Source organism: Pseudomonas sp. URIL14HWK12:I6, from assembly GCF_000514195.1.
Classification (GTDB): Bacteria; Pseudomonadota; Gammaproteobacteria; order Pseudomonadales; family Pseudomonadaceae; genus Aquipseudomonas; species Aquipseudomonas putida_A.
On the sequence record NZ_AZVL01000006.1, the window covers coordinates 156903 to 176166 of the forward strand.

The following is a 19264-nucleotide window of genomic DNA, read 5'->3' on the forward strand; positions in this document are numbered from 1 at the left end:
CCGATCAGCCGAAGGTGAAGGCGTAAGCCGATACGCCCGGGTCAAGAAATTCGATGGTGAAGGTCCGGTCCTTCACCTCGTCGGTTTGCCGTACCAGTTGATACAGGCGCTGCTCGGTCACGCGGCCGCTGCCATCCGCGGCGACATCGACACCGTGGGCGTCACCCGGCGCCTGCCCGTCAATCGACACGTTGAAACGCACCGGTTTGCCATCCGCACCCGGGCCCAGCACCAGATGCAGATCGCGGGCGTGGAAGCGGTAGACGATGCGACTGGCCGGCGCGCTGGCGGTGGCCTGCTCGGCACCGACGGCCCACTGGCCGCCAAGGCTCCAGTCATTCAGGGTCAGGTTGGCGGGTGGGTTATAGGTCGCGACCTTGTCAGGCACCAGCCCGGTTTCCGGTACGAAATGTTCCGCACGCTGGTAGCCGACGTAGGTTTCCGGTGACAGCACCTGATTCATGTCCGGCGCCTGTTGCACGCCTTGGGCATCGGCGTTGATCAAGCCGTCGGCGACGGTTTTCGCCCCGGCCTCACGCAGCAACTGCTGTATGACCCGTTCCGACTCGGCGTAATCCCCTTCGCCAAAATGGTGGTAACGAATCCGTCCTTGAGCATCGGCAAAATAATGCGCCGGCCAGTATTCGTTGTTGAAAGCACGCCAGATTTTGTAGCCGTTATCGATGGCGACCGGATAGTTGATACCCAGCTCCTTCATGGCTTTAGTGACATTGCCGACATCGCGCTCGAAAGCGAATTCCGGGGCGTGCACGCCAATCACTACCAGGCCTTGATCGCGGTACTTTTCCGCCCAGGCTTTGACGTATGGCAAGGTGCGCAGGCAGTTGATGCAGGAGTAGGTCCAGAAATCCACCAGCACCACTTTGCCCTTCAATGCCTGGGCGTCCAGCGGTGGCGAATTGAGCCATTGCACGGCGCCATTGAGCGGCGGCAACTGGCCTTCAACCGGTAGTGTTCCAGGTGCCTTGTCGGCAACTTTCATCGCCCCGCCGGCAGCAGGAATCTGCGCCATCATGGTTCCGTTGCCCGTCGGCGATTTGCTGGACAGCTTGCCGACCAGCGCCTGTTCAATCCCGCCCGTGGAAGCCGTCGACAGCCGCGCCAACAGCCCGGTGTCGAGGCCCAGCGCAATCGCTGCGACACCCGCCAGCATCGCCGCCCCCAACCCGCGCCGGATCCACTCCCCCGTACCGATCGAGCGTTTCATCAACGCAAAGACCTTACTGCCCAGCAGCAGCGCCGCCGCCAGTGAAGTCGCGGCGCCCGCCGCGTAGGCGAGCAACAACAGCGTGGTGGCGATGCTTGCCCCTTGCAGCGCGGCTCCGGTCAGAATCAAACCGAGGATGGGCCCGGCGCACGGTGCCCAGAGCAGACCCGTGGCGACGCCAATCAGAAACGAGGCGCCGGGACGCGGACGATTGTCCTGGCCCGCGGCTTCGGACAACCGACTGCCGGCCGAGACCAGCGGTCGCGTCAGGCGCTCGGCGAGGCCCGGCAGCAGCAGCGTCAGCCCGAACAGTGCAACGAACAGCAACGCGAGCCAGCGCCCGTACTGATTGACTTGCACCACCCAACCGCCGCCCACCGCCGCCAGTGTGGCGACGAGGGCGAAAGTCAGCGCCATCCCGGCCAAGAGCGGCAAGCCACTCTTGATAAACGGCTGCCCGGTGCGAGCGAAGACAAAAGGCAGAACAGGCAGGATGCACGGACTGACGATCGTCAGCACACCGCCCAGATAAGCGAGAACCAAGAGCCACATGGTGTCGTCCTGTAGAAAGTGAACATCGAAAAATGGCCATGGCTCATGCCGCCACGGGTTTGAACGTCATCGCCAAGCCATTCATGCAATAGCGCAGGCCGGTGGGTTTCGGGCCGTCGTCGAACACATGTCCCAAGTGCCCGCCGCAGCGTCGGCAGTGCACTTCATTGCGTGACATGCCGAACGATCGGTCCTGACGCGTGGCCACCGCATGTTCCAACGGTGCCCAGAAACTCGGCCAGCCCGTGCGGCTGTCGAACTTGGTCGCCGATGAAAACAGCGCCAGATCACAACCCGCGCAGGCAAATGTGCCGTTGCGATGCTCGTCGTTGAGCGGGCTGGTATAGGCCCGTTCGGTGCCTTCTTCGCGCAGGATGGCGTACTGCTCGTCCGAGAGCAGCGAGTGCCATTCACTGTCGCTGTGGCTCACCTCGAAAACCTCATCGGCATGGGCTTGCTCGATCAGTGCGGCGCCCGAGGAAAATTTTGGCAATACACCCGCCACCAGAGCTGCAACCCCCAGCCCGCCGCTCGCTACGAGAATCTGTCGCCGTGAAAACATGGCCGTCTCCAAAAATTCCAGGTGCCTGTCATGGAACACAGCCTAGGCTTGGGTTGATCGCCAAATCCTCACGGGAAGTTAACGAATTCGTGATAACTCGCCCCGAGGAAAACCCGCACAATGCGCTCACTGCGCCGAAGGATTGAGCTTGATGGAATTAACCAGACGCATCCTCGTGGTCGAGGATGACCAACACATCGCCGATTTGATTTGCCTGCACCTGCGCGATGAGCATTACGACGTCGTGCACTGTGCAGACGGCGACGAAGGCATGCGCCTGTTGCAACAGGGACAATGGGATGCACTGATCCTCGACCTGATGTTGCCGGGGGTCGACGGCCTGGAAATCTGCCGCCGCGCCCGGGCGATGGCGCGCTATACGCCGATCATCATCACCAGCGCCCGCTCCAGCGAATTGCACCGCATTCTGGGTCTGGAGCTGGGTGCCGACGATTACCTTGCCAAACCGTTTTCAATGCTGGAACTGGTGGCTCGGGTCAAAGCCTTGCTGCGCCGGGTCGACGCCATGGCGCGCAACCTGAAAATGGACGCCGGCAGCCTCAGTCTCGATGGTTTGAGCATCGACCCGATCACCCGCGACGTCGCCCTCAACGGTGCGCGTCTGGACCTCACTCCGCGAGAGTTCGACTTGCTGTATTTCTTCGCCCGACAGCCGGGCAAGGTGTTCTCACGCATGGACCTGCTGAACGCGGTGTGGGGCTACAGCCACGAGGGTTATGAACACACGGTGAACACGCACATCAATCGCCTGCGGGCGAAAATCGAAAGCGATCCGGCGCAACCGACACGCATCCTCACTGTGTGGGGTCGCGGCTATAAATTCGGCACGGAACAACCATGAGACTGAACCTGTCGCAGCGCCTGTCGCTGGTGTTCGCCGTTTTGCTGCTGGTGTGCTGCGGCACCTCGGCATGGCTGCAGGTGCGCTCCAGCAAGATGCATGAACTGGAAGTGGTGCAAGGCCTGTCGCGGGAACTGGCACAGCACATCGCCCATGACACGGTGCTGATGGACAGCCATGGCCTGATGCCCGGCGCCGTGCGCGAACTGTTCAGCAAGCTGATGCTGGTCAACCCGAGTGTCGAGGTGTACCTGCTCGACATCGAGGGGCGGATTGTCGGCAATGCGGCGCCGGAAGGACATCTGCGCCGGGAGACGGTCGATCTGGCGCCGATCCGCCGGCTGCTCGATGACCAGCCGTTGCCTATTCTCGGCGATGACCCGCGCAGTGCCGACGGGCGCAAGGTCTTCAGTGCCGCGCCGTTACGGGTCAACGGCAAGCCCGCCGGTTATCTGTACGTGGTGTTGCTCAGTGAAGAACACGATCGCTTCGCTGAACGGGGCGCGACCAGTGCTGCACTCAATACGGCGTTGCTGTCGATCGGGCTGGTGGCGCTGTTGTGCCTGATCGCGGGTCTCACGGCGTTCAACCTGATCACCCGGCCACTGCGCCGATTGACCGAAACCGTCAGCCGGTTCGACATTGATGGCGCGCCGCAACCTCTGCCTGCACCTTCAGTGGCTGTGGATAAAAGCGCTGACCCGGATGAAATCGCCGTACTCGATGGCGCCTTCCGGCAGATGCAAAACCGACTGGGTGAACAGTGGCGCTCGTTGACCCGCCAGGATCAGGAGCGCCGCGAACTGGTGGCGAACATTTCTCACGACCTGCGCACACCGCTGGCCTCGTTGCACGGCTATCTGGAAACCCTGACGCTCAAGGACGCCACACTCACCGCCGAAGAACGCCGCCGGTATCTGGGCATCGCGCTGGATCAGAGCCGCAAGGTCGGCGGGTTGGCGCAATCGCTGCTGGAGCTGGTACGTCTGGAGCACGGTTTCGTGCAGCCGGTACTGGAGCGCTTCTCGCTGATCGATCTGCTGCAGGACATCTTCCAGAAATTCGAACTGGCCGCCGAAGCACGCCACGTCGAACTCAAGGCCAGCTTCGGTCCGAACCTGCCGACGGTGTGCGCCGACCTTGGGTTGATCGAACGGGTGCTGACCAACCTGGTGGATAACGCCTTGCGCCACACGCCTGCGGGCGGTGAAATCGAGCTGGATTTGAAACCCCTGGGCGCCTTGGTCGAAGTCACGGTCAGCGACACCGGCCCCGGCATCGCTCCGGATCTGCGCGAAGGTCTGTTCCTGCGTCCTTTCAATATTGGCGGCGCGCGGCGTGACGGTGGACTGGGCCTGCGGATCGTCCACCGCATCCTGCAACTGCACGGGCGTGACATTCAGTTGATCGATGTCGCCGGGCGCGGGGCGACTTTCCGCTTCACGCTGCCGACCGATCAGCAAACCGCTGAACAGTGGATGGTGCGCTCGATGAACCTGAACACGCCAGACAAATAATCCGCACCACCGGACTGTTGTTCCGTGACAACGCCGCCCCGCTCCCCTAAATTAACCGGCCTGAAAAAGACCTCGCGCTTTCTCGTTTCCACTCAAGTTAAAAAAGTAGTGAAATTTCAATGTCCGATTTCAACACCGCTGAATCCGTAGTCACCGAATCGTCCAAAGCGGAATACGAAAACTCCATCAATCTTTCACAACACCTTCCACAAGCCAAAATCATCAGCGAGATGGTGCTGGATGCTTTCCAGTCGACCCGCGAAAGTGACCAGATCCGCGAGCTGCGCGCCGCGATCCGTCAGGCGCACGACAGCTTCGATGACGACAAGGCCTACGAGCTGATGGGCCAGCTCAAGGCGCTGAAAGACGCCGAGGCCGCCGACCTCGCCGCCCTCGAAGACCTGAGCAGCAAGTTCTCGATCGGCCGCATCCTGTCCTGCTTCAAGGACGATCCGGCGTTCCAGGAAATCGTCTACGGCCTCGCGCTCAAAGTGCTGAATCAGACCCACCAGGCGATCAGCAATCCGAGTGGCGGCAAGGGCAAGGCTGCCAAGAAGAAAGAACTGGAAATCTTCACCATCAGCAAGGACGGCAGCAGCGTGACCCTGCCGCTGCGCACGCCGCGTTCGCGTCTGAACGTTGACCGTGAAGCGCTGGAGTTCCTCGGTTTCACCTTCATCGGTGAAGGCGAAGAAGCCGAGTTGGAGGGCGAGACCTTCATCGACAACGCCGGCACCGAACACGCGATCAACCGCAAGAACATTATCACCGCCCTGCAACAGCAAACCGCGTTCGATGGTTACAGCATCGCCGCGCAGTAATCCCGGCACCGACAAAAAAGCCCCGCTCTGAGATTCAGGCGGGGCTTTTTGTTGGGCGGCATAACGGTCAGACTTCCGGCTGCACCGCCGCGATCATGTCGACTTCAACCGCGGCGTTCTTTGGCAACTGATAGACACCGACCGTAGTGCGAGTGTGCCGGCCGGCATCGCCGAGCACATGGCTGAATACATCCGATGCACCGTTGGCCACTTCGCTCAGGTCTACGAAGTCCGGGGTCGACTTCACATACACCGTGACCCGCAACAACGCCCGAATCTTGTCCAGCGAACCCACCGCATCGACAATCAGCGCCAGGCAGCGCATGGCACTGATGCTCGCGGCGGCCTGGGCGTCCTTGAGGGTCAACTCCAACCCCACGCGACCGGGATACAGAATCCTGCCATTGACCCGCGGCACCATGCCGCTGATGTACAACTCATCGCGATGACGGATCAGCGGCGCATAATTGCCGCCGGCGGTATTCTCGCCATAGATGTCGTAGTTCAGCTCGTGTGCCAGGGCAATGAAACGTTCGTCGCAGGTCATCCTCTCAGTCATTTCGCCCAGCCTTTTGATCAGTGCATGAAGAATCGCGGAGTGGAACAGTTGAGCGCCGAGGAAGTGGCATGGCGCTATCACTGAAGACTGGATCCAAATCTAGGTGGTTTGCCAGTACTGCGCAACCTTCGAAATCGGTGGCGCACGCCATCGCGAGCAGGCTCGCTCCCACATTTGATTGGCGTCGTTCACAAATCCCCTGTGGGAGCGAGCCTGCTCGCGATGGTGTCACCTCGATTCAGCATAATTTACCCAACAAAAAACCCCGCACATCTCTCAATGTGCGGGGTTTTTCGTGAAGCCATCCAGCCTTACGGCGCGTACGTCAGCAGCAGCTCGGCGGGCACCTTGAAGTCCAGGGACATCATGACGCTCAGGGCGGTGATGGTGAAGATCGAGAACACGAACAGCTTGCGTGCCCAGACCGTGTCATCCACCGCCTTGTAGCCGGTCCAGGCCATGTACAACCAGTACATGCCCATGGCCGCGGCGACCGCGAGGTAGCTCATGCCGGCGTAACCGCTGAAGGTCAGCATCAAGGTCGCCACGAGGAACGCCAGGATGTAGAGCAGGATGTGCTTCTTGGCCACTTCGATTCCGCGCTTGACGGGCAACACCGGAATCGATGCGGCCAGGTAGTCGTTGAAACGGAAGATCGCGATGGCGTAGGAATGCGGCATCTGCCACAGGCTGAACATCACCAGCAGGGTCAGTGCGGCCATGTCGAAGCTGTTGGTTACGGCAACGTAACCGATCACCGGCGGCATGGCGCCCGACAGACTGCCCACCAGCGTGCCGTGCACCGACTTGCGCTTGAGGTACAGGCTGTAGAAGCCGACGTAGATGATGAAGCCGATTACCGCGAACAGGGCGGCCAACGGGTTGGCCACCTTGTACAACAAGGCAACGCCGAGAACACCCAGGATGGTCGCGTAGACCAGGGCCAGTTTCAGGGAGATCAAGCCCTGCACCAGCACCCGGTTCTTGGTGCGTTCCATCTTCAGGTCGATGTCGCGGTCGATGCAGTTGTTGAACACGCAACCGGAGGCCACAACCAGGGAAGTGCCGATCATGGCGGCCAGGAACACCGCCAGATCTACATGCCCTTTCGAGGCCAGGAAGAACCCGCCTGCCACAGAAAGCACGTTACCGAAAATGATCCCCGGTTTGGTGATTTGGATAAAGTGCTTGAGCGACATCGGGTCTACCTCACTTCGCCATCATGTACGTGTGGATGCTGAACATGATCCACAGCGACAGGCCAACCAGCAGCAGGATCACGATGGCCGTAAAGACAAACGCGATCACGTTGTTACGTTGTGCAATCGAACGGTCCAGGTGCAGGAAGTAGTACAGGTGAACAATCACCTGGATTACTGCGAACAACAGAACGATTGCCAGCGTGGTCGACTTCGGCAAGGTCGGGAACATCACCAGGCCGAACGGGATGGCAGTCAGGATCACCGACAGGATGAAGCCGATGGCGTACGACTTTACGCTGCCGTGGCCAGCATCATGGCTGTCATGGGAGTGTGCATTAGCCATTACAGAGTCCCCATCAGGTAAACAACGGTGAATACGCAGATCCACACCACGTCCAGGAAGTGCCAGAACAGGCTCAGGCAGCTCAGACGGGTCTTGTTGGTCGCCGTCAGGCCGTGCTTGTTGACCTGGTACATCATGATGCCCATCCAGATCAGACCCGCGGACACGTGCAGACCGTGGGTACCGACCAGGGTGAAGAACGCCGACAGGAAGCCCGAACGGCTAGGACCGAAGCCCTCGGAGATCAGCAGGTGGAACTCGTTGATCTCCATGGCGATGAAGCCTGCGCCGAGCAGGAAGGTCATGAACAACCAGCCCAGAACCTGCTGCTTCTTGCCTTTGTACAACGCCAGCATGGCGAAGCCGTAGGTGATCGAACTGAACAACAGCAGAGCGGTTTCGCCCAGCACGTATGGCAGTTCGAAAATGTCGTGGCCCGACGGGCCACCGGCGACGTTGTTTACCAGTACTGCGTACACCGCGAAGATCGACGCAAACAGAATGCAGTCGGTCATCAGGTAGAGCCAGAAACCGTATACGGTCATCTCGCCCGAGTCGTGGTGATGGTCATCGTGCCCATGGTCACCATGGGCGTGTCCAACATTGGTCACTAAGTTCGACATGGTTTAAGCCTGTTCCAACGAGGTTACACGGGTGGCATTGGCCGGGATTTTCCCTGCCGCGACCAGACGCTTGTGCTGCTCGGCTTCGATGCGCTCGATCGTTTCAACCGGAACCATGTAGCCCTGGTCGTCACGTGCGGCGTGGATCACGAAGTAGATGACAGTGCCGGCCAGGCTGGCGATCGCCAACCACCAGATGTGCCAGATCATCGCGAAACCGAAGACGGTCAGCAGTGCGCCCATCACCACGCCAGTGGCGGTGTTGTTCGGCATGTGGATCGGCTCGTACTTGGCCGGAGCCTGGTACGCAGTACCGTTTTCCTTGGCTTCGGTGAACGGGTCGATGCAGTCAGCCTTAGGCAGCACAGCGAAGTTGTAGAACGGAGGTGGCGACGAGGTCGACCATTCCAGAGTGTGGGCATTCCACGGGTCACCGTGTTCGCACATGTTCTCTGGCTTGTTGCGGTCACGCACACTGACGTACAGCTGGATCAGTTGGCAGGCGATACCGACAGCGATCATCACCGCACCGAACATGGCAACGTACAGGTACGGTACCCACTCAGGGTTGGTGGTGGCGTTCAGACGACGGGTCATGCCCATGAAGCCCAGTGCATAGAGCGGCATGAACGCGACGAAGAAGCCCGAGATCCAGAACCAGAACGCTGCTTTACCCCAGCCTTCGTGCAGCTTGAAGCCGAACGCTTTCGGGAAGTAGAAGCCGAAACCTGCGATGTAGCCGAATACCGCGCCGCCGATGATCACGTTGTGGAAGTGCGCGATCACGAACAGGCTGTTGTGCAGAACGAAGTCAGCACCCGGGATGGCCAGCAGTACGCCGGTCATGCCGCCGATGGCGAAGGTCACCATGAAGCCCAGGGTCCACAGCACCTGGCTGGTGAAGCGCAGACGGCCCTGGTAGATGGTGAACAGCCAGTTGAACAGTTTCACACCCGTCGGGATGGAAATCAGCATCGTCGCCAGACCGAAGAAGGCGTTGACGCTGGCACCCGAACCCATGGTGAAGAAGTGGTGCAGCCAAACCATGAAGCCCAGTACCGAGATCGCGCCCGAAGCGTAGATCATCGAGTGGTGGCCGAACAGTTTCTTGCCGGTGAACGCCGAGATCACTTCCGAGAAGATGCCGAATGCCGGCAGGATCAGGATGTAAACCTCAGGGTGGCCCCAGGCCCAGAACAGGTTGACGTACATCATTGGATTGCCACCAAGTTCATTGGTGAAAATGTGGAAATCCATGTAACGGTCGAGGGTCAGCAGTGCCAGGGTAGCGGTCAGGATCGGGAACGAAGCCACGATCAGGACGTTAGCCCAGGTGCAGGTCCAGGTGAAGATCGGCATGTCCATCAGTTTCATGCCAGGGGTACGCATTTTCAGCACGGTGGCGAGGAAGTTGACCCCCGTCAGCGTCGTCCCTAACCCGGATAGCTGTAGCGCCCAGATGTAGTAGTCCATACCCACGCCAGGGCTGTACTGCAGACCCGACAGCGGCGGATAGGCAACCCAACCAGTCTTGGCGAATTCGCCGACACCCAGCGACAGGTTGATCAGCACAACGCCGGACACCAGCAGCCAGAAGCTCAGGGAGTTCAGGAACGGGAAGGCAACGTCACGCGCGCCGATCTGCAGCGGCACTGCAAGGTTCATCAGGCCGGTGAAGAATGGCATCGCCATGAAGATGATCATGATCACACCGTGAGCGGTGAAGATCTGGTCATAGTGTTCAGGCGGCAGGTAGCCAGGCGAACCCTCGGTGGCCATGGCCAACTGGGTACGCATCATGATGGCGTCGGCAAAGCCACGCAGCAGCATGACCATGGCAACGATGATGTACATCACACCGATTTTCTTGTGGTCGACCGACGTCAGCCACTCGGTCCACAAGTAGGTCCACTTCTTGAAGTAGGTGATTGCAGCGAACAACGCCAGACCACCGAGCGCGATCATCGAGATGGTGACCATCACGATCGGCTCGTGGAAAGGGATCGCTTCCCAACTTAATTTACCAAACATCGTTTACTCCTCTGCCCCGGCAGCTGAATGCGAATTCGAGTCCATGTCCGTTGCCGCCACTTCTTTCTCTTTCTTCTCGTGCTTCAGCGGCTTGCCCGGTTTCATGCCTTCGTACTTGTCGACGATGGTCTGGAACAGGTTCGGCGTGACCGAGGAGTAGAGCTCGACTGGATTGTTCTGGCTTGGCTTGGCAAGGGCTGCGTATTCAGCTTGTTCAAGCTGTTTAGGTGCCTTTTTGACTTCACTTACCCAGGCGTCGAAATCTTCCTGAGAAGTTGCGATCGCTTTGAATTTCATACCGGTGAAACCAGCGCCGCTGTAGTTGGCGGAGATACCGTCCATTTCAGCGTTGCGGTCAGCGATCAGGTGCAGCTTGGTGGTCATGCCCGCCATCGCGTAGATCTGGCCGCCCAGGCCCGGGATGAAGAACGAGTTCATCACGGCGTCGGAGGTGATCCGGAAGTTGACCGGAGTGTGCGCCGGGAACACGATCTTGTTGACCGTGGCAATGCCTTGTTCCGGGTAGATGAACAGCCACTTCCAGTCCAGCGCAACGACTTCGATGGTCACCGGCTTGACGTCGGATTCAATCGGACGGTACGGGTCCAGTTTGTGGGTCGAAATGTAGGTGATGTAACCCAGGGCGATGATGATCAGAACCGGGATGGTCCAGACCGCCACTTCGATTTTGGTCGAGTGCGACCATTTCGGGGTGTAGACGGCATCCTTGTTGGACGCGCGGTACTTCCAGGCGAACAGGAAGGTCATGACGATAACCGGCACAACGACCAACAGCATCAGCAGCGTGGCGGTGATGATCAGGTTGCGCTGTTCCAGGCCGACCTGGCCCGTTGGATTGAGCAGGGTCATGTTGCAGCCTCCCAGCAACAACGTGCCGAGCAGCGGCACTAGGCCTAGTAATCTGGGGTACCTGTTTTTACTCATCTCACGACCTCTAAAGCAGCTTGCGCAATGCAGTTGGGTTTTGATCGCCAACACTTCACCCTGCCAAGGGTTGGCATTTTCTTTGGATTGAATAAGGGCCGCCCGTCGCGCGTCAGACGCTCGACAAAACCATGGACAGCGGTCAGTTCTTATTCGAATTCGTGGTCAAAGGCCTTGTTACAGACCAATTCCATTTGGTGCGGAAAGTTGGAAGGCACCGACACCTGGGTGTCGCAAAAGCCTTTCGGCCCGCTCGACACCCGACTTCCTGTCCAGTTCCTTAATAAAGGCTGAACAGTGCCGGGAATTCAGTGCGGGCGATTGTAGATAGGTAGCGCCCTATACACCATGTCTTATCCCGAAATAATTTTTATCGCTCAGAGCAACAATCCATCACCGTTTTTGCAAAAGTTCCGCATGTTATCGAAATCGATTCTCAACAAAAACACCAAAAAATGTAGGCCTATACACCTCAGTTCAGACAGCTCCGAAGGGATTTTCCCGGCAGCGAATCGGCGCAAAGCCCGATATTCAAAGGCCTCTGGCCATCTGCCAGAGCCTGTTAAAACTGCCTGATCTGGCACCTGCGTGCAAAACCAGAAAAATGCCGAAACAGACCAATCCTTTTTTGTAACATTACGCCAATCCGGGTCGCCGAAAGGCCCCGCGACAGGGCGCGTGTGACAACATGTCGCACACCTGCCGCACTCTCCATTGCCGTTCGTCACGGTGATTTCACAAACACTCTGAAATGCAAAACGCCCCGATCGGCTGATACGCAAATCGGGGCGTTTTCTGTATCGGCCAATCTGCCGAAGAGTTGATTCAGCGCAGTGCTTTTCGGTTACGCGAGGTCAGCAGCGGCACCAGAATCACCACCAGCACGAACGCCACCAGCGCCCATTGCGCCAGCGACAGACCGAGGATCGGCGGGTACGGCGTCGAGCAGAAACCATCGACCTGGAAGCCCAGCGGGAAGATCTTCGCCAGCGGCAGGTCGTCGACAATCGGCTGCAACACATCGATGCCGCAGCTCACCGCCGGATAGAACTGGGTGTACACGTGATGCCCGGCAACACCGGCGCCGGCGATCGCGCAGATCACCACCAGCACTTCGAACACCGTGATGCTGCGGCGGGTGCGCATGGCCGCGCCGATAAACGCGAACAGCGCAATCAGCAGCAATGCATAACGCTGCAGGATGCACAGCGGGCATGGTGCCTCGCCCAGCACGATCTGCATGTAAAGCGCGCCGCCGATCAGTGCCAGACAGATGATGCCCAGCAGCACCAGAAAGCGCCGCTCACGTCCCAGTCGAATCGTTTCCTCGCTCATCGCGTTTCCCTTATATGTCCATGGTTCAGCTGGCTGGCGGCTGCGCTTGCAGTTGCGCCATCAGACTGATTTTGTCTTCGATATGCCAATTGGCCGCGATGCGACCGTTGTCGATCTGATAGATATCGGTTGCCCGGAAGTCTACACGCTGGCCCTGTCCTTTGAGAGCCTTGAACGCCCCACTGAAGTGTCCACGAAAGTGCAGGTGCACCACCACGCGGTCACCGGCAATGATCATTTGCTCGATCTCGCAGCTCAGGTCCGGCACCGCTGTACGAAAGAACTTCGATGCCAGCAACGGCCCGGTCGGCCCCTGCACCCGACCTTCGGGCGGGGTCTTGTCGACAAACTGCGGCGACAAGGCTGCCGTGGCCAGGGCCTCTTCCCCACTGTTCCAGAAACTGCCGTAACGCCGCGCCGCCAGTTCCATTGCATCGCGCTGCGCCTTGGGCAGGCTCTGATCGACGATCAGACTCTGCGGTGCGATCAACGCCGATTCGGCCGCAGCAAATGGACTGGCGAATAAAACAGCCGACAGGCCAAGTGTTGCCAGGCTCAAACGAGAAGAGAAGATGATGTGCGACATGGGGGCGATCCTGATCAGTTAAACGAACGAGCGCCTATCATCAGCATCGGGGAATAAACGATAAACCGGTTAAGAAACGATTAACCTTTAAACAGAATTTAAGAATCGAGACCGCGTAACGGCCTTCGCGAGCAGGCTCGCTCCCACATTGGATCTACGTTGAACACAAATCCTGTGGGAGCGAGCCTGCTCGCGAATGAAGACAACCCGGTTTCAGATCACTCCAAAGCCGCCGCCGGCCCGAAGAACTCATAACGGCTCTGCTGCTCCGGCACACCCAGCGCCTTCAAATGCCGCTTGATCGCGCCCATGAAGCCCTTCGGCCCCAAGAAGTAAGCGTCGACGTCACGTTGTGTAGGCAGCCACTCGCCCAACTGCTCCTGACTGAGGATCCCGACCTTGTCCGCCGCCGGGCTCACGCCGTCGTCTTCGGCGTAGCAATAGAAGCGCTTGAGCTGCGGATGACGCGCCGCCAACCCATCGATCCAGTCACGGAACGCATGCACGCTGCCGTTGCGCGCGCAGTGGATAAAGTGCACCGGGCGCTCGGTTTGCAGCGCTGCTTCGAGCATCGCCAGGGTCGGAGTGATGCCGACGCCGCCACTGATCAGCACCAGCGGTTTGTCGCTGGCAGTCAGGGTGAACTCGCCCGATGGCGGGAACAGCTGAATGCTCGCGCCGACGTGCAATTGGTCATGCAAGTGGTTGGACGCACGACCGCCCGGTTCGCGCTTGACGCTGATGCGGTACTGACCTTTATTGGCCAGTGCCGACAGCGAGTAATTACGGCGGATTTCTTCGCCGTCGAGGATCAGCTTCATGCCAATGTACTGACCCGGCTCTGCGGCCAGGATCGGGCCTTTGTCCGCCGGCTCGAAGTAGAACGAAATGATTTCCTCGCTCTCCTCGACCTTGTTCACCACGATGAACTCCCGCGCGCCACGCCACCCGCCGACTGCCTGTTCTTTCTGGTCGTAGATCGCGGCTTCAGCGCCGATCAGAATCTCGGCCAATTGCCCGTACGCCGCGCCCCACGCGCTCATCACTTCCGGCGTGGCGATCTCATCGCCGAGCACTTCGGAAATGGCCCGCAGCAGGCAGGTGCCGACAATCGGGTAGTGCTCCGGGAGGATTTGCAGGGCGACGTGCTTGTTGATGATCTTTGCCACCAGATCGCCCAACTGGTCGAGCTGATCGATGTGCCGGGCGTACATCAACACACCATTGGCCAACGCGCGCGGCTGATCGCCACTGGCCTGATGCGCCTGGTTGAACAGTGGGCGCACCTCAGGGTATTCGGAGAGCATCATGCGGTAGAAGTGGGTGATCAGCGCTTCTCCGCCGCTTTCCAACAGAGGCACAGTGGATTTGACGATGGCACGATCCTGGACGCTAAGCATAAGAATGACTCCTGAGCTTTTTGAGAATTACCTTAGGCTTATCAGTTTTCGTGCCAGATAAATTATCGTTATAAATCAATTGTTTATTTTTTACGTAGTCATTTAGACTCAAAGCGTTTTATAGTCATCGCGACTACATCGAGTCTCTTTGACTACAACACCATGACCGCCAAATCCCTGCTCACCGCTCTACTGCCACTGGTCTCCGACCTGTCCCGCGAACTGCCCGAGGGCGAGCGCTATCGGCGCCTGCTCGAAGCCATGCGCGCCCTGCTGCCGTGCGATGCCGCCGCGTTGCTGCGCCTGGACGGCGAATGGCTGGTGCCGCTGGCGGTGGATGGTTTGAGCACCGACACCCTCGGCCGGCGCTTCAAGGTCAGCGAACATCCCCGTTTCGAGATCCTGCTGGACGGCGCCGGGCCAACGCGGTTCGCCGCCGACAGCGACTTGCCCGATCCTTACGACGGCTTGGTCGATGGTCTGGGCGAACATCTCGAAGTGCATGACTGCCTCGGTTGCCCACTGTTCGTCGATGAAAAACTCTGGGGCCTGATCACCCTTGATGCGCTCGATCCGGAGCGTTTCGAGCCGATCGAACTCGACGCCTTGCAAGCGTTCGCCAGTCTCGCCTCGGCCACGGTCAACGCCGCCGAACGTATCGAACGCCTGGCGCTGCGTGCCGAAGACGAACACCAACGCGCCGAGGTCTACCGCCAAGCCAGCGGTCAGCAGCAGCGTGAAATGATCGGCCAGAGCAAGGCGCACAAACGGCTGGTGGAGGAAATCAATCTGGTCGGCGGCAGCGACCTGACCGTGCTGATCACCGGCGAAACCGGGGTCGGCAAGGAGCTGGTGGCGCAAGCGATCCACGCCGCCTCGCCGCGCGCCGACAAACCGATCATCAGCCTCAACTGCGCCGCTCTGCCCGATACGTTGGTAGAAAGCGAACTGTTCGGCCACGTGCGCGGCGCCTTTACCGGCGCCACCAGCGACCGCCGCGGCAAGTTCGAACTGGCCAATGGCGGCACGCTGTTTCTCGATGAAGTCGGCGAACTGTCGCTGACCGTACAGGCCAAGTTGCTGCGCGTGCTGCAAAGCGGCCAGTTGCAGCGGCTTGGCTCGGACAAGGAACATCAGGTCGATGTGCGCCTGATCGCCGCGACCAACCGCGATCTGGCTGAAGAAGTGCGCAGCGGCCGCTACCGCGCCGACTTCTATCACCGCCTGAGCGTGTACCCGCTGCGGGTCCCGGCGCTGCGCGATCGCGGCCGCGATGTGTTGCTGCTCAGCGGCTTCTTTCTGGAACAGAACCGCTCGCGCATGGGCCTCAACAGCCTGCGTTTGAGTAGCGATGCCCAGGACGCGTTGCTCGCCTACACTTGGCCGGGCAACGTGCGCGAGCTGGAACATTTGATCGGCCGCAGCGCACTGAAGGCGCTGGGCAATTGCAAGGTAAGGCCGAAGATCCTCAGTTTGAGTGCGGCGGATCTGGATCTGCCGCGGGAGGTTGTGGATAACTCAATTGAGCCGGCTGCCGAGGTGCCCGCGATGCCGTTGATCAACGGCGATCTGCGCAGCGCCACCGAGCAATATCAGCGGCAGTTGATCAGTGCTGCGCTTGAGCGTAACCAGGATAACTGGGCGAGTGCGGCGCGGGAGTTGGGGCTGGACCGGGCGAATCTTGGGCGGATGGCCAAGCGATTAGGCATGAAATAATCACTTCATCCAGTTTGAGTGAATTCCTTGTGGCGAGGGGATTTATCCCCGATGTGCTGCGCAGCGGCACCAGGAAATGGGACTGCCGGGCAGTCCATCGGGGATAAATCCCCTCGCCACAGGTGATTCTTGCCCTACCCGATAACCGACCTAAAGCCCACCCCATTAACGCCGATAACCCGGCATCAATAGTTTCTGGCGATTTGCACCCTCGCCCATCACCTTTTTCCACAGAAGGTTTTTATGTCTTCCAACAAAGCCCGCGCAGATTCACTTTCGCTTCTGCTGTTTACCTTGCGCAGCGGCAAGCTGATGGCGATCAACCTGCTGAAAGTCAGTGAAATCATCCCCTGTCCGCCACTGACCAAAATGCCCGAGTCGCATCCGCACATCAAAGGCATCGCCACCCTGCGCGGCGCGTCGCTGTCGGTGATCGACCTCAGCCGTGCCATCGGCGAGCGACCACTGGAAGACCCGAACGGCGGCTGCCTGATCGTCACCGACGTCAGCCGTTCCAAGCAGGGTCTGCATGTGCAGGCGGTGAGCAAAATCGTCCATTGCCTGACCACCGACATCAAGCCGCCGCCGTTCGGCTCCGGCGGCTCGCGCGCCTACATCACTGGCGTGACCTCAGTCGACGGCACACTGGTACAAGTGCTCGACATCGAGAAAGTCATCCACAGCATCGCCCCGGCGCAGATCGAAATGGCCCCGACCGACCTGAGCATGGAAGACGCCGAAGTCCTTGGTAACGCACGGATTCTGGTGGTCGACGACAGCCAGGTGGCGTTGCAGCAATCGGTGCACACCCTGCGCAACCTAGGCCTGCAATGTCACACCGCGCGCAGTGCCAAGGAAGCCATCGACTGCCTGCTGGATCTGCAAGGCACCGCGCAGCAGATCAACCTGATCGTCTCCGACATCGAAATGTCCGAAATGGACGGCTATGCCTTCACCCGCACCCTGCGCGAGACGCCGGACTTCGCCCACCTCTACGTGCTGCTGCACACCTCGCTCGACAGCGCGATGAACAGCGAGAAAGCGCGTCTGGCCGGGGCCAACGCGGTGCTGACCAAGTTCTCCTCGCCGGAACTGACCCAGCGCCTGATCGAAGCGGCCAAACACGTCGCCGCCAACGGTCACTGAGTCTTGGGCCAGACATACTGCTTTCTGATGCGGCGCAACCTTCGCCAAGGCGTGCCGCCGATCCACTGGCCGGAAGGCATTGAGCTGAGCACTTATCGCCCGGAACTGGCGGCGGCGGTGCATCAGCTGATGCAACTCGGCTACCGTGAGGGCGGCGGTCGGGTGCCGGCACTGGAGGAATGGCAGCTGCGCTTCGAGAGCGATCCCGAATACGACCCGGCGCTGTGTTTCATTGCCAGCGATGCCGAAGGCGTGATCGGCGTGGCGCAATGCTGGACCAGTTCGTACATCAAGAATCTGGTGGTGCATCCGCGCGCTCAGGGCCGAGGTTTGGGTCGGGCGTTGCTGTTGAATGCATTCAAGGTGTTTCAGCAACGCCGTGAAGGGTTTGTCGATCTGAAGGTGCTGGAAGACAATCTGCGGGCGCAGCGGTTGTATGAAAGTGCCGGGATGATGGTGGTTCGCCGAGAACTTGTACCGGACTGATCGACCGTCTTCGCGAGCAAGCCCGCTCCCACAGGGGGAACGCATTCCAAATTGTGGGAGCGGGCTTGCTCGCGAAGAGGCCAGCACAGGCAACTTCCCTTCCCGGGCAGACTCCAACCTTGGCCACCCACGACCAAGGACGCCCACGATGAAAACCCTCTCCCTGAGCCTGCTCTGCCTCACCGCCCTAGCCTCACAGGCCCACGCCTCCAGCCCCGACGCCTGGGCCGCTTACGACAAAACCGTGCTCGCCAACTGCACCAAGGCCAGCGGCCTGAAAGACGCCAAACCCGTCGGCACACCCGCGCAATTCGATGACCGCGTCGGCTACACCGCCGTGCTGCTGCAAGGCCAATACCCGCAAAAACACATGAAAGGCCAGCAAGGCACTGAGCTGTGCCTGTACAGCAAAAAGTCGAAAACCGCGTTCGTCACCGAATGGGACTCGATCCGCCCGACCACCAAGCCCTGAGGGCTGGCGCACAACTTGCTTCGATCAGCCTCAGCCTGGCGACTTTACGTCGCCGTATCACACTCTGATTGAAGATTGATCGTGCAATGAATACGACATTTTCCTGCGTCGGTTGCGGCAAATGCTGCACCGACCACCATGTGCCCCTGACCCTCGCCGAAGCCCGCATGTGGGCGGCGGATGGCGGTCAGGTGATCGTGCTGGTGGAGGCCTTTCTCGGCAACGGCCTGGGCCTGCCGGCGCAGCAGCGTGAACACGCCGAACGGCGTTCGCTGGTGGTACGCAGCGGCACGACCGAGGCACACGTGGCCATCACCTTCGCCGCCTACAACGTCGGCCGCTGCCGGAATCTTGACGAAGACAACCTATGCCGGATTTACGAACGCCGGCCGTTGGTGTGCAGGATTTATCCGGCAGAAATCAATCCGCACATCCCGCTCAACCCAGCCGCCAAGGATTGCCCGCCAGAGTCGTGGCAGCAGGGGCCGCTGCTGATTGCCGGCGGGGAGCTGGTCGACCAGGAGCTGCTGGCGTTGATCCAGCGTTCGCGTCAGGCCGATCGCGATGACATCCGGATCAAGGATGCGATCTGCGCGGCGCTGGGGATTCGCACCACGGCGCTCAAGGGCGATGGGTTTACCGCGTATTTGCCGCAGATGGACGCTTTTGCGGCTGTGATCGATCAGGTTTCAGCACAGCCGCTGAATACGGAATCCAGTGAATGGCTGTTTCATCTGTCCGGGGACGACGTTGCCGGGCAATTGGTGGCGGCCGGGGCGCAGGTGGTGACGGAGCCGGCGCAGACGTATGCGTTTATTTCGCTGCGGGCGGCTTGATCCGGAATTTTTGTCGGGGCGAATGGCCCCTTCGCGAGCAGG

19 protein-coding genes are annotated in these 19264 nt (G+C 59.8%); 8 read left to right on the forward strand and 11 right to left on the reverse strand.

The window, feature by feature from the left end:
• Positions 1–4: 4 nt before the first annotated feature.
• Together H043_RS0112495 and msrB are read right to left on the reverse strand one after the other, a co-directional pair.
• Entirely contained in the window at positions 5–1780 is a 1776-nt protein-coding gene (locus H043_RS0112495; RefSeq protein ID WP_027612156.1) for a cytochrome c biogenesis protein DipZ, read from the reverse strand.
• A 43-nt stretch (positions 1781–1823) separates the two neighbouring features.
• On the reverse strand, positions 1824–2342 hold the full coding sequence (gene msrB, locus H043_RS0112500) for a peptide-methionine (R)-S-oxide reductase MsrB (protein WP_027612157.1): 519 nt from the start codon (positions 2340–2342) through the stop codon (positions 1824–1826).
• A gap of 151 nt (positions 2343–2493) precedes the next feature.
• Here msrB and H043_RS0112505 point away from each other — a divergent pair, with 151 nt between their 5' ends.
• The 3 genes from H043_RS0112505 to H043_RS0112515 all read left to right on the forward strand — a co-directional run bounded on the left by H043_RS0112505 (position 2494) and on the right by H043_RS0112515 (position 5542).
• A complete protein-coding gene (locus tag H043_RS0112505) occupies positions 2494–3204 on the forward strand; it encodes a response regulator transcription factor (RefSeq protein ID WP_027612158.1) in 711 nt (236 codons plus the stop codon).
• Positions 3201–4721, forward strand: a complete 1521-nt coding sequence (locus H043_RS0112510; RefSeq protein ID WP_027612159.1) for a HAMP domain-containing sensor histidine kinase — start codon at positions 3201–3203, stop codon at positions 4719–4721. The genes H043_RS0112505 and H043_RS0112510 overlap by 4 nt, the downstream gene beginning before the upstream one ends.
• A gap of 119 nt (positions 4722–4840) precedes the next feature.
• The gene (locus H043_RS0112515) at positions 4841–5542 is read left to right on the forward strand and encodes a hypothetical protein (protein ID WP_027612160.1); all 702 of its coding nucleotides are present in this window, start codon (positions 4841–4843) and stop codon (positions 5540–5542) included.
• Positions 5543–5609: 67 nt separating this feature from the next.
• On the opposite strand, the gene H043_RS0112520 is transcribed toward H043_RS0112515, so the two are convergent.
• The 9 genes from H043_RS0112520 to hmpA form a co-directional block, all read right to left on the reverse strand.
• Positions 5610–6101 carry a RidA family protein gene (locus H043_RS0112520; RefSeq protein WP_027612161.1) on the reverse strand — a complete coding sequence of 164 codons (492 nt, stop codon included), beginning with the start codon at positions 6099–6101 and terminating at the stop codon, positions 5610–5612.
• Between the two features lie 311 nt (positions 6102–6412).
• Positions 6413–7300: a heme o synthase gene (cyoE, locus tag H043_RS0112525; RefSeq protein WP_003227980.1), complete on the reverse strand. Its 888-nt coding sequence runs from the start codon at positions 7298–7300 to the stop codon at positions 6413–6415.
• Positions 7301–7310: 10 nt separating this feature from the next.
• Positions 7311–7646, reverse strand: a complete 336-nt coding sequence (gene cyoD, locus H043_RS0112530; RefSeq protein WP_003227981.1) for a cytochrome o ubiquinol oxidase subunit IV — start codon at positions 7644–7646, stop codon at positions 7311–7313.
• The gene (gene cyoC, locus H043_RS0112535) at positions 7646–8269 is read right to left on the reverse strand and encodes a cytochrome o ubiquinol oxidase subunit III (RefSeq protein WP_003227982.1); all 624 of its coding nucleotides are present in this window, start codon (positions 8267–8269) and stop codon (positions 7646–7648) included. Before cyoC ends, cyoD begins: the two co-directional genes overlap by 1 nt.
• Before the next feature lie 3 nt (positions 8270–8272).
• A complete protein-coding gene (gene cyoB / locus H043_RS0112540; protein ID WP_007968380.1) occupies positions 8273–10300 on the reverse strand; it encodes a cytochrome o ubiquinol oxidase subunit I in 2028 nt (675 codons plus the stop codon).
• A gap of 3 nt (positions 10301–10303) precedes the next feature.
• Positions 10304–11245 (reverse strand): ubiquinol oxidase subunit II, encoded by a 942-nt coding sequence (gene cyoA, locus H043_RS0112545; protein ID WP_027612162.1) that lies wholly within the window; start codon positions 11243–11245, stop codon positions 10304–10306.
• A gap of 825 nt (positions 11246–12070) precedes the next feature.
• Entirely contained in the window at positions 12071–12580 is a 510-nt protein-coding gene (locus H043_RS0112555; RefSeq protein ID WP_025109264.1) for a disulfide bond formation protein B, read from the reverse strand.
• Between the two features lie 25 nt (positions 12581–12605).
• Positions 12606–13166: an ester cyclase gene (locus tag H043_RS0112560; protein ID WP_027612163.1), complete on the reverse strand. Its 561-nt coding sequence runs from the start codon at positions 13164–13166 to the stop codon at positions 12606–12608.
• 218 nt (positions 13167–13384) lie between these two features.
• A complete protein-coding gene (hmpA, locus tag H043_RS0112565; protein WP_027612164.1) occupies positions 13385–14566 on the reverse strand; it encodes an NO-inducible flavohemoprotein in 1182 nt (393 codons plus the stop codon).
• Between the two features lie 162 nt (positions 14567–14728).
• Between hmpA and norR the strand changes: the two genes are divergently transcribed.
• The 5 genes from norR to H043_RS0112590 all read left to right on the forward strand — a co-directional run bounded on the left by norR (position 14729) and on the right by H043_RS0112590 (position 19222).
• The gene (gene norR, locus H043_RS0112570; RefSeq protein ID WP_027612165.1) at positions 14729–16282 is read left to right on the forward strand and encodes a nitric oxide reductase transcriptional regulator NorR; all 1554 of its coding nucleotides are present in this window, start codon (positions 14729–14731) and stop codon (positions 16280–16282) included.
• Positions 16283–16525: 243 nt separating this feature from the next.
• Positions 16526–17428 carry a chemotaxis protein CheV gene (locus tag H043_RS0112575; protein WP_027612166.1) on the forward strand — a complete coding sequence of 301 codons (903 nt, stop codon included), beginning with the start codon at positions 16526–16528 and terminating at the stop codon, positions 17426–17428.
• A gap of 27 nt (positions 17429–17455) precedes the next feature.
• On the forward strand, positions 17456–17914 hold the full coding sequence (locus tag H043_RS0112580; protein WP_027612167.1) for a GNAT family N-acetyltransferase: 459 nt from the start codon (positions 17456–17458) through the stop codon (positions 17912–17914).
• Positions 17915–18062: 148 nt separating this feature from the next.
• Positions 18063–18386, forward strand: coding sequence for a hypothetical protein (locus tag H043_RS0112585; RefSeq protein WP_027612168.1), 324 nt, complete (start codon positions 18063–18065; stop codon positions 18384–18386).
• Between the two features lie 86 nt (positions 18387–18472).
• A complete protein-coding gene (locus H043_RS0112590; protein ID WP_027612169.1) occupies positions 18473–19222 on the forward strand; it encodes a YkgJ family cysteine cluster protein in 750 nt (249 codons plus the stop codon).
• The last annotated feature ends 42 nt before the right edge of the window (positions 19223–19264 follow it).

Bases quoted from the DNA above. Each gene is read 5' to 3' on its own strand.
- norR (WP_027612165.1), top strand. From the start codon at position 14,729: ATGACCGCCAAATCCCTGCTCACCGCTCTACTGCCACTGGTCTCCGAC.
- cyoB (WP_007968380.1), bottom strand. From the start codon at position 10,300: ATGTTTGGTAAATTAAGTTGGGAAGCGATCCCTTTCCACGAGCCGATC.
- H043_RS0112585 (WP_027612168.1), top strand. From the start codon at position 18,063: ATGAAAACCCTCTCCCTGAGCCTGCTCTGCCTCACCGCCCTAGCCTCA.
- cyoE (WP_003227980.1), bottom strand. From the start codon at position 7,300: ATGTCGCTCAAGCACTTTATCCAAATCACCAAACCGGGGATCATTTTC.
- cyoA (WP_027612162.1), bottom strand. From the start codon at position 11,245: ATGAGTAAAAACAGGTACCCCAGATTACTAGGCCTAGTGCCGCTGCTC.
- H043_RS0112580 (WP_027612167.1), top strand. From the start codon at position 17,456: ATGCGGCGCAACCTTCGCCAAGGCGTGCCGCCGATCCACTGGCCGGAA.
- H043_RS0112510 (WP_027612159.1), top strand. From the start codon at position 3,201: ATGAGACTGAACCTGTCGCAGCGCCTGTCGCTGGTGTTCGCCGTTTTG.
- H043_RS0112520 (WP_027612161.1), bottom strand. From the start codon at position 6,101: ATGACTGAGAGGATGACCTGCGACGAACGTTTCATTGCCCTGGCACAC.
- H043_RS0112555 (WP_025109264.1), bottom strand. From the start codon at position 12,580: ATGAGCGAGGAAACGATTCGACTGGGACGTGAGCGGCGCTTTCTGGTG.
- H043_RS0112560 (WP_027612163.1), bottom strand. From the start codon at position 13,166: ATGTCGCACATCATCTTCTCTTCTCGTTTGAGCCTGGCAACACTTGGC.
- H043_RS0112505 (WP_027612158.1), top strand. From the start codon at position 2,494: ATGGAATTAACCAGACGCATCCTCGTGGTCGAGGATGACCAACACATC.
- H043_RS0112590 (WP_027612169.1), top strand. From the start codon at position 18,473: ATGAATACGACATTTTCCTGCGTCGGTTGCGGCAAATGCTGCACCGAC.
- H043_RS0112495 (WP_027612156.1), bottom strand. From the start codon at position 1,780: ATGTGGCTCTTGGTTCTCGCTTATCTGGGCGGTGTGCTGACGATCGTC.
- cyoC (WP_003227982.1), bottom strand. From the start codon at position 8,269: ATGTCGAACTTAGTGACCAATGTTGGACACGCCCATGGTGACCATGGG.
- H043_RS0112515 (WP_027612160.1), top strand. From the start codon at position 4,841: ATGTCCGATTTCAACACCGCTGAATCCGTAGTCACCGAATCGTCCAAA.
- H043_RS0112575 (WP_027612166.1), top strand. From the start codon at position 16,526: ATGTCTTCCAACAAAGCCCGCGCAGATTCACTTTCGCTTCTGCTGTTT.
- hmpA (WP_027612164.1), bottom strand. From the start codon at position 14,566: ATGCTTAGCGTCCAGGATCGTGCCATCGTCAAATCCACTGTGCCTCTG.
- msrB (WP_027612157.1), bottom strand. From the start codon at position 2,342: ATGTTTTCACGGCGACAGATTCTCGTAGCGAGCGGCGGGCTGGGGGTT.
- cyoD (WP_003227981.1), bottom strand. From the start codon at position 7,646: ATGGCTAATGCACACTCCCATGACAGCCATGATGCTGGCCACGGCAGC.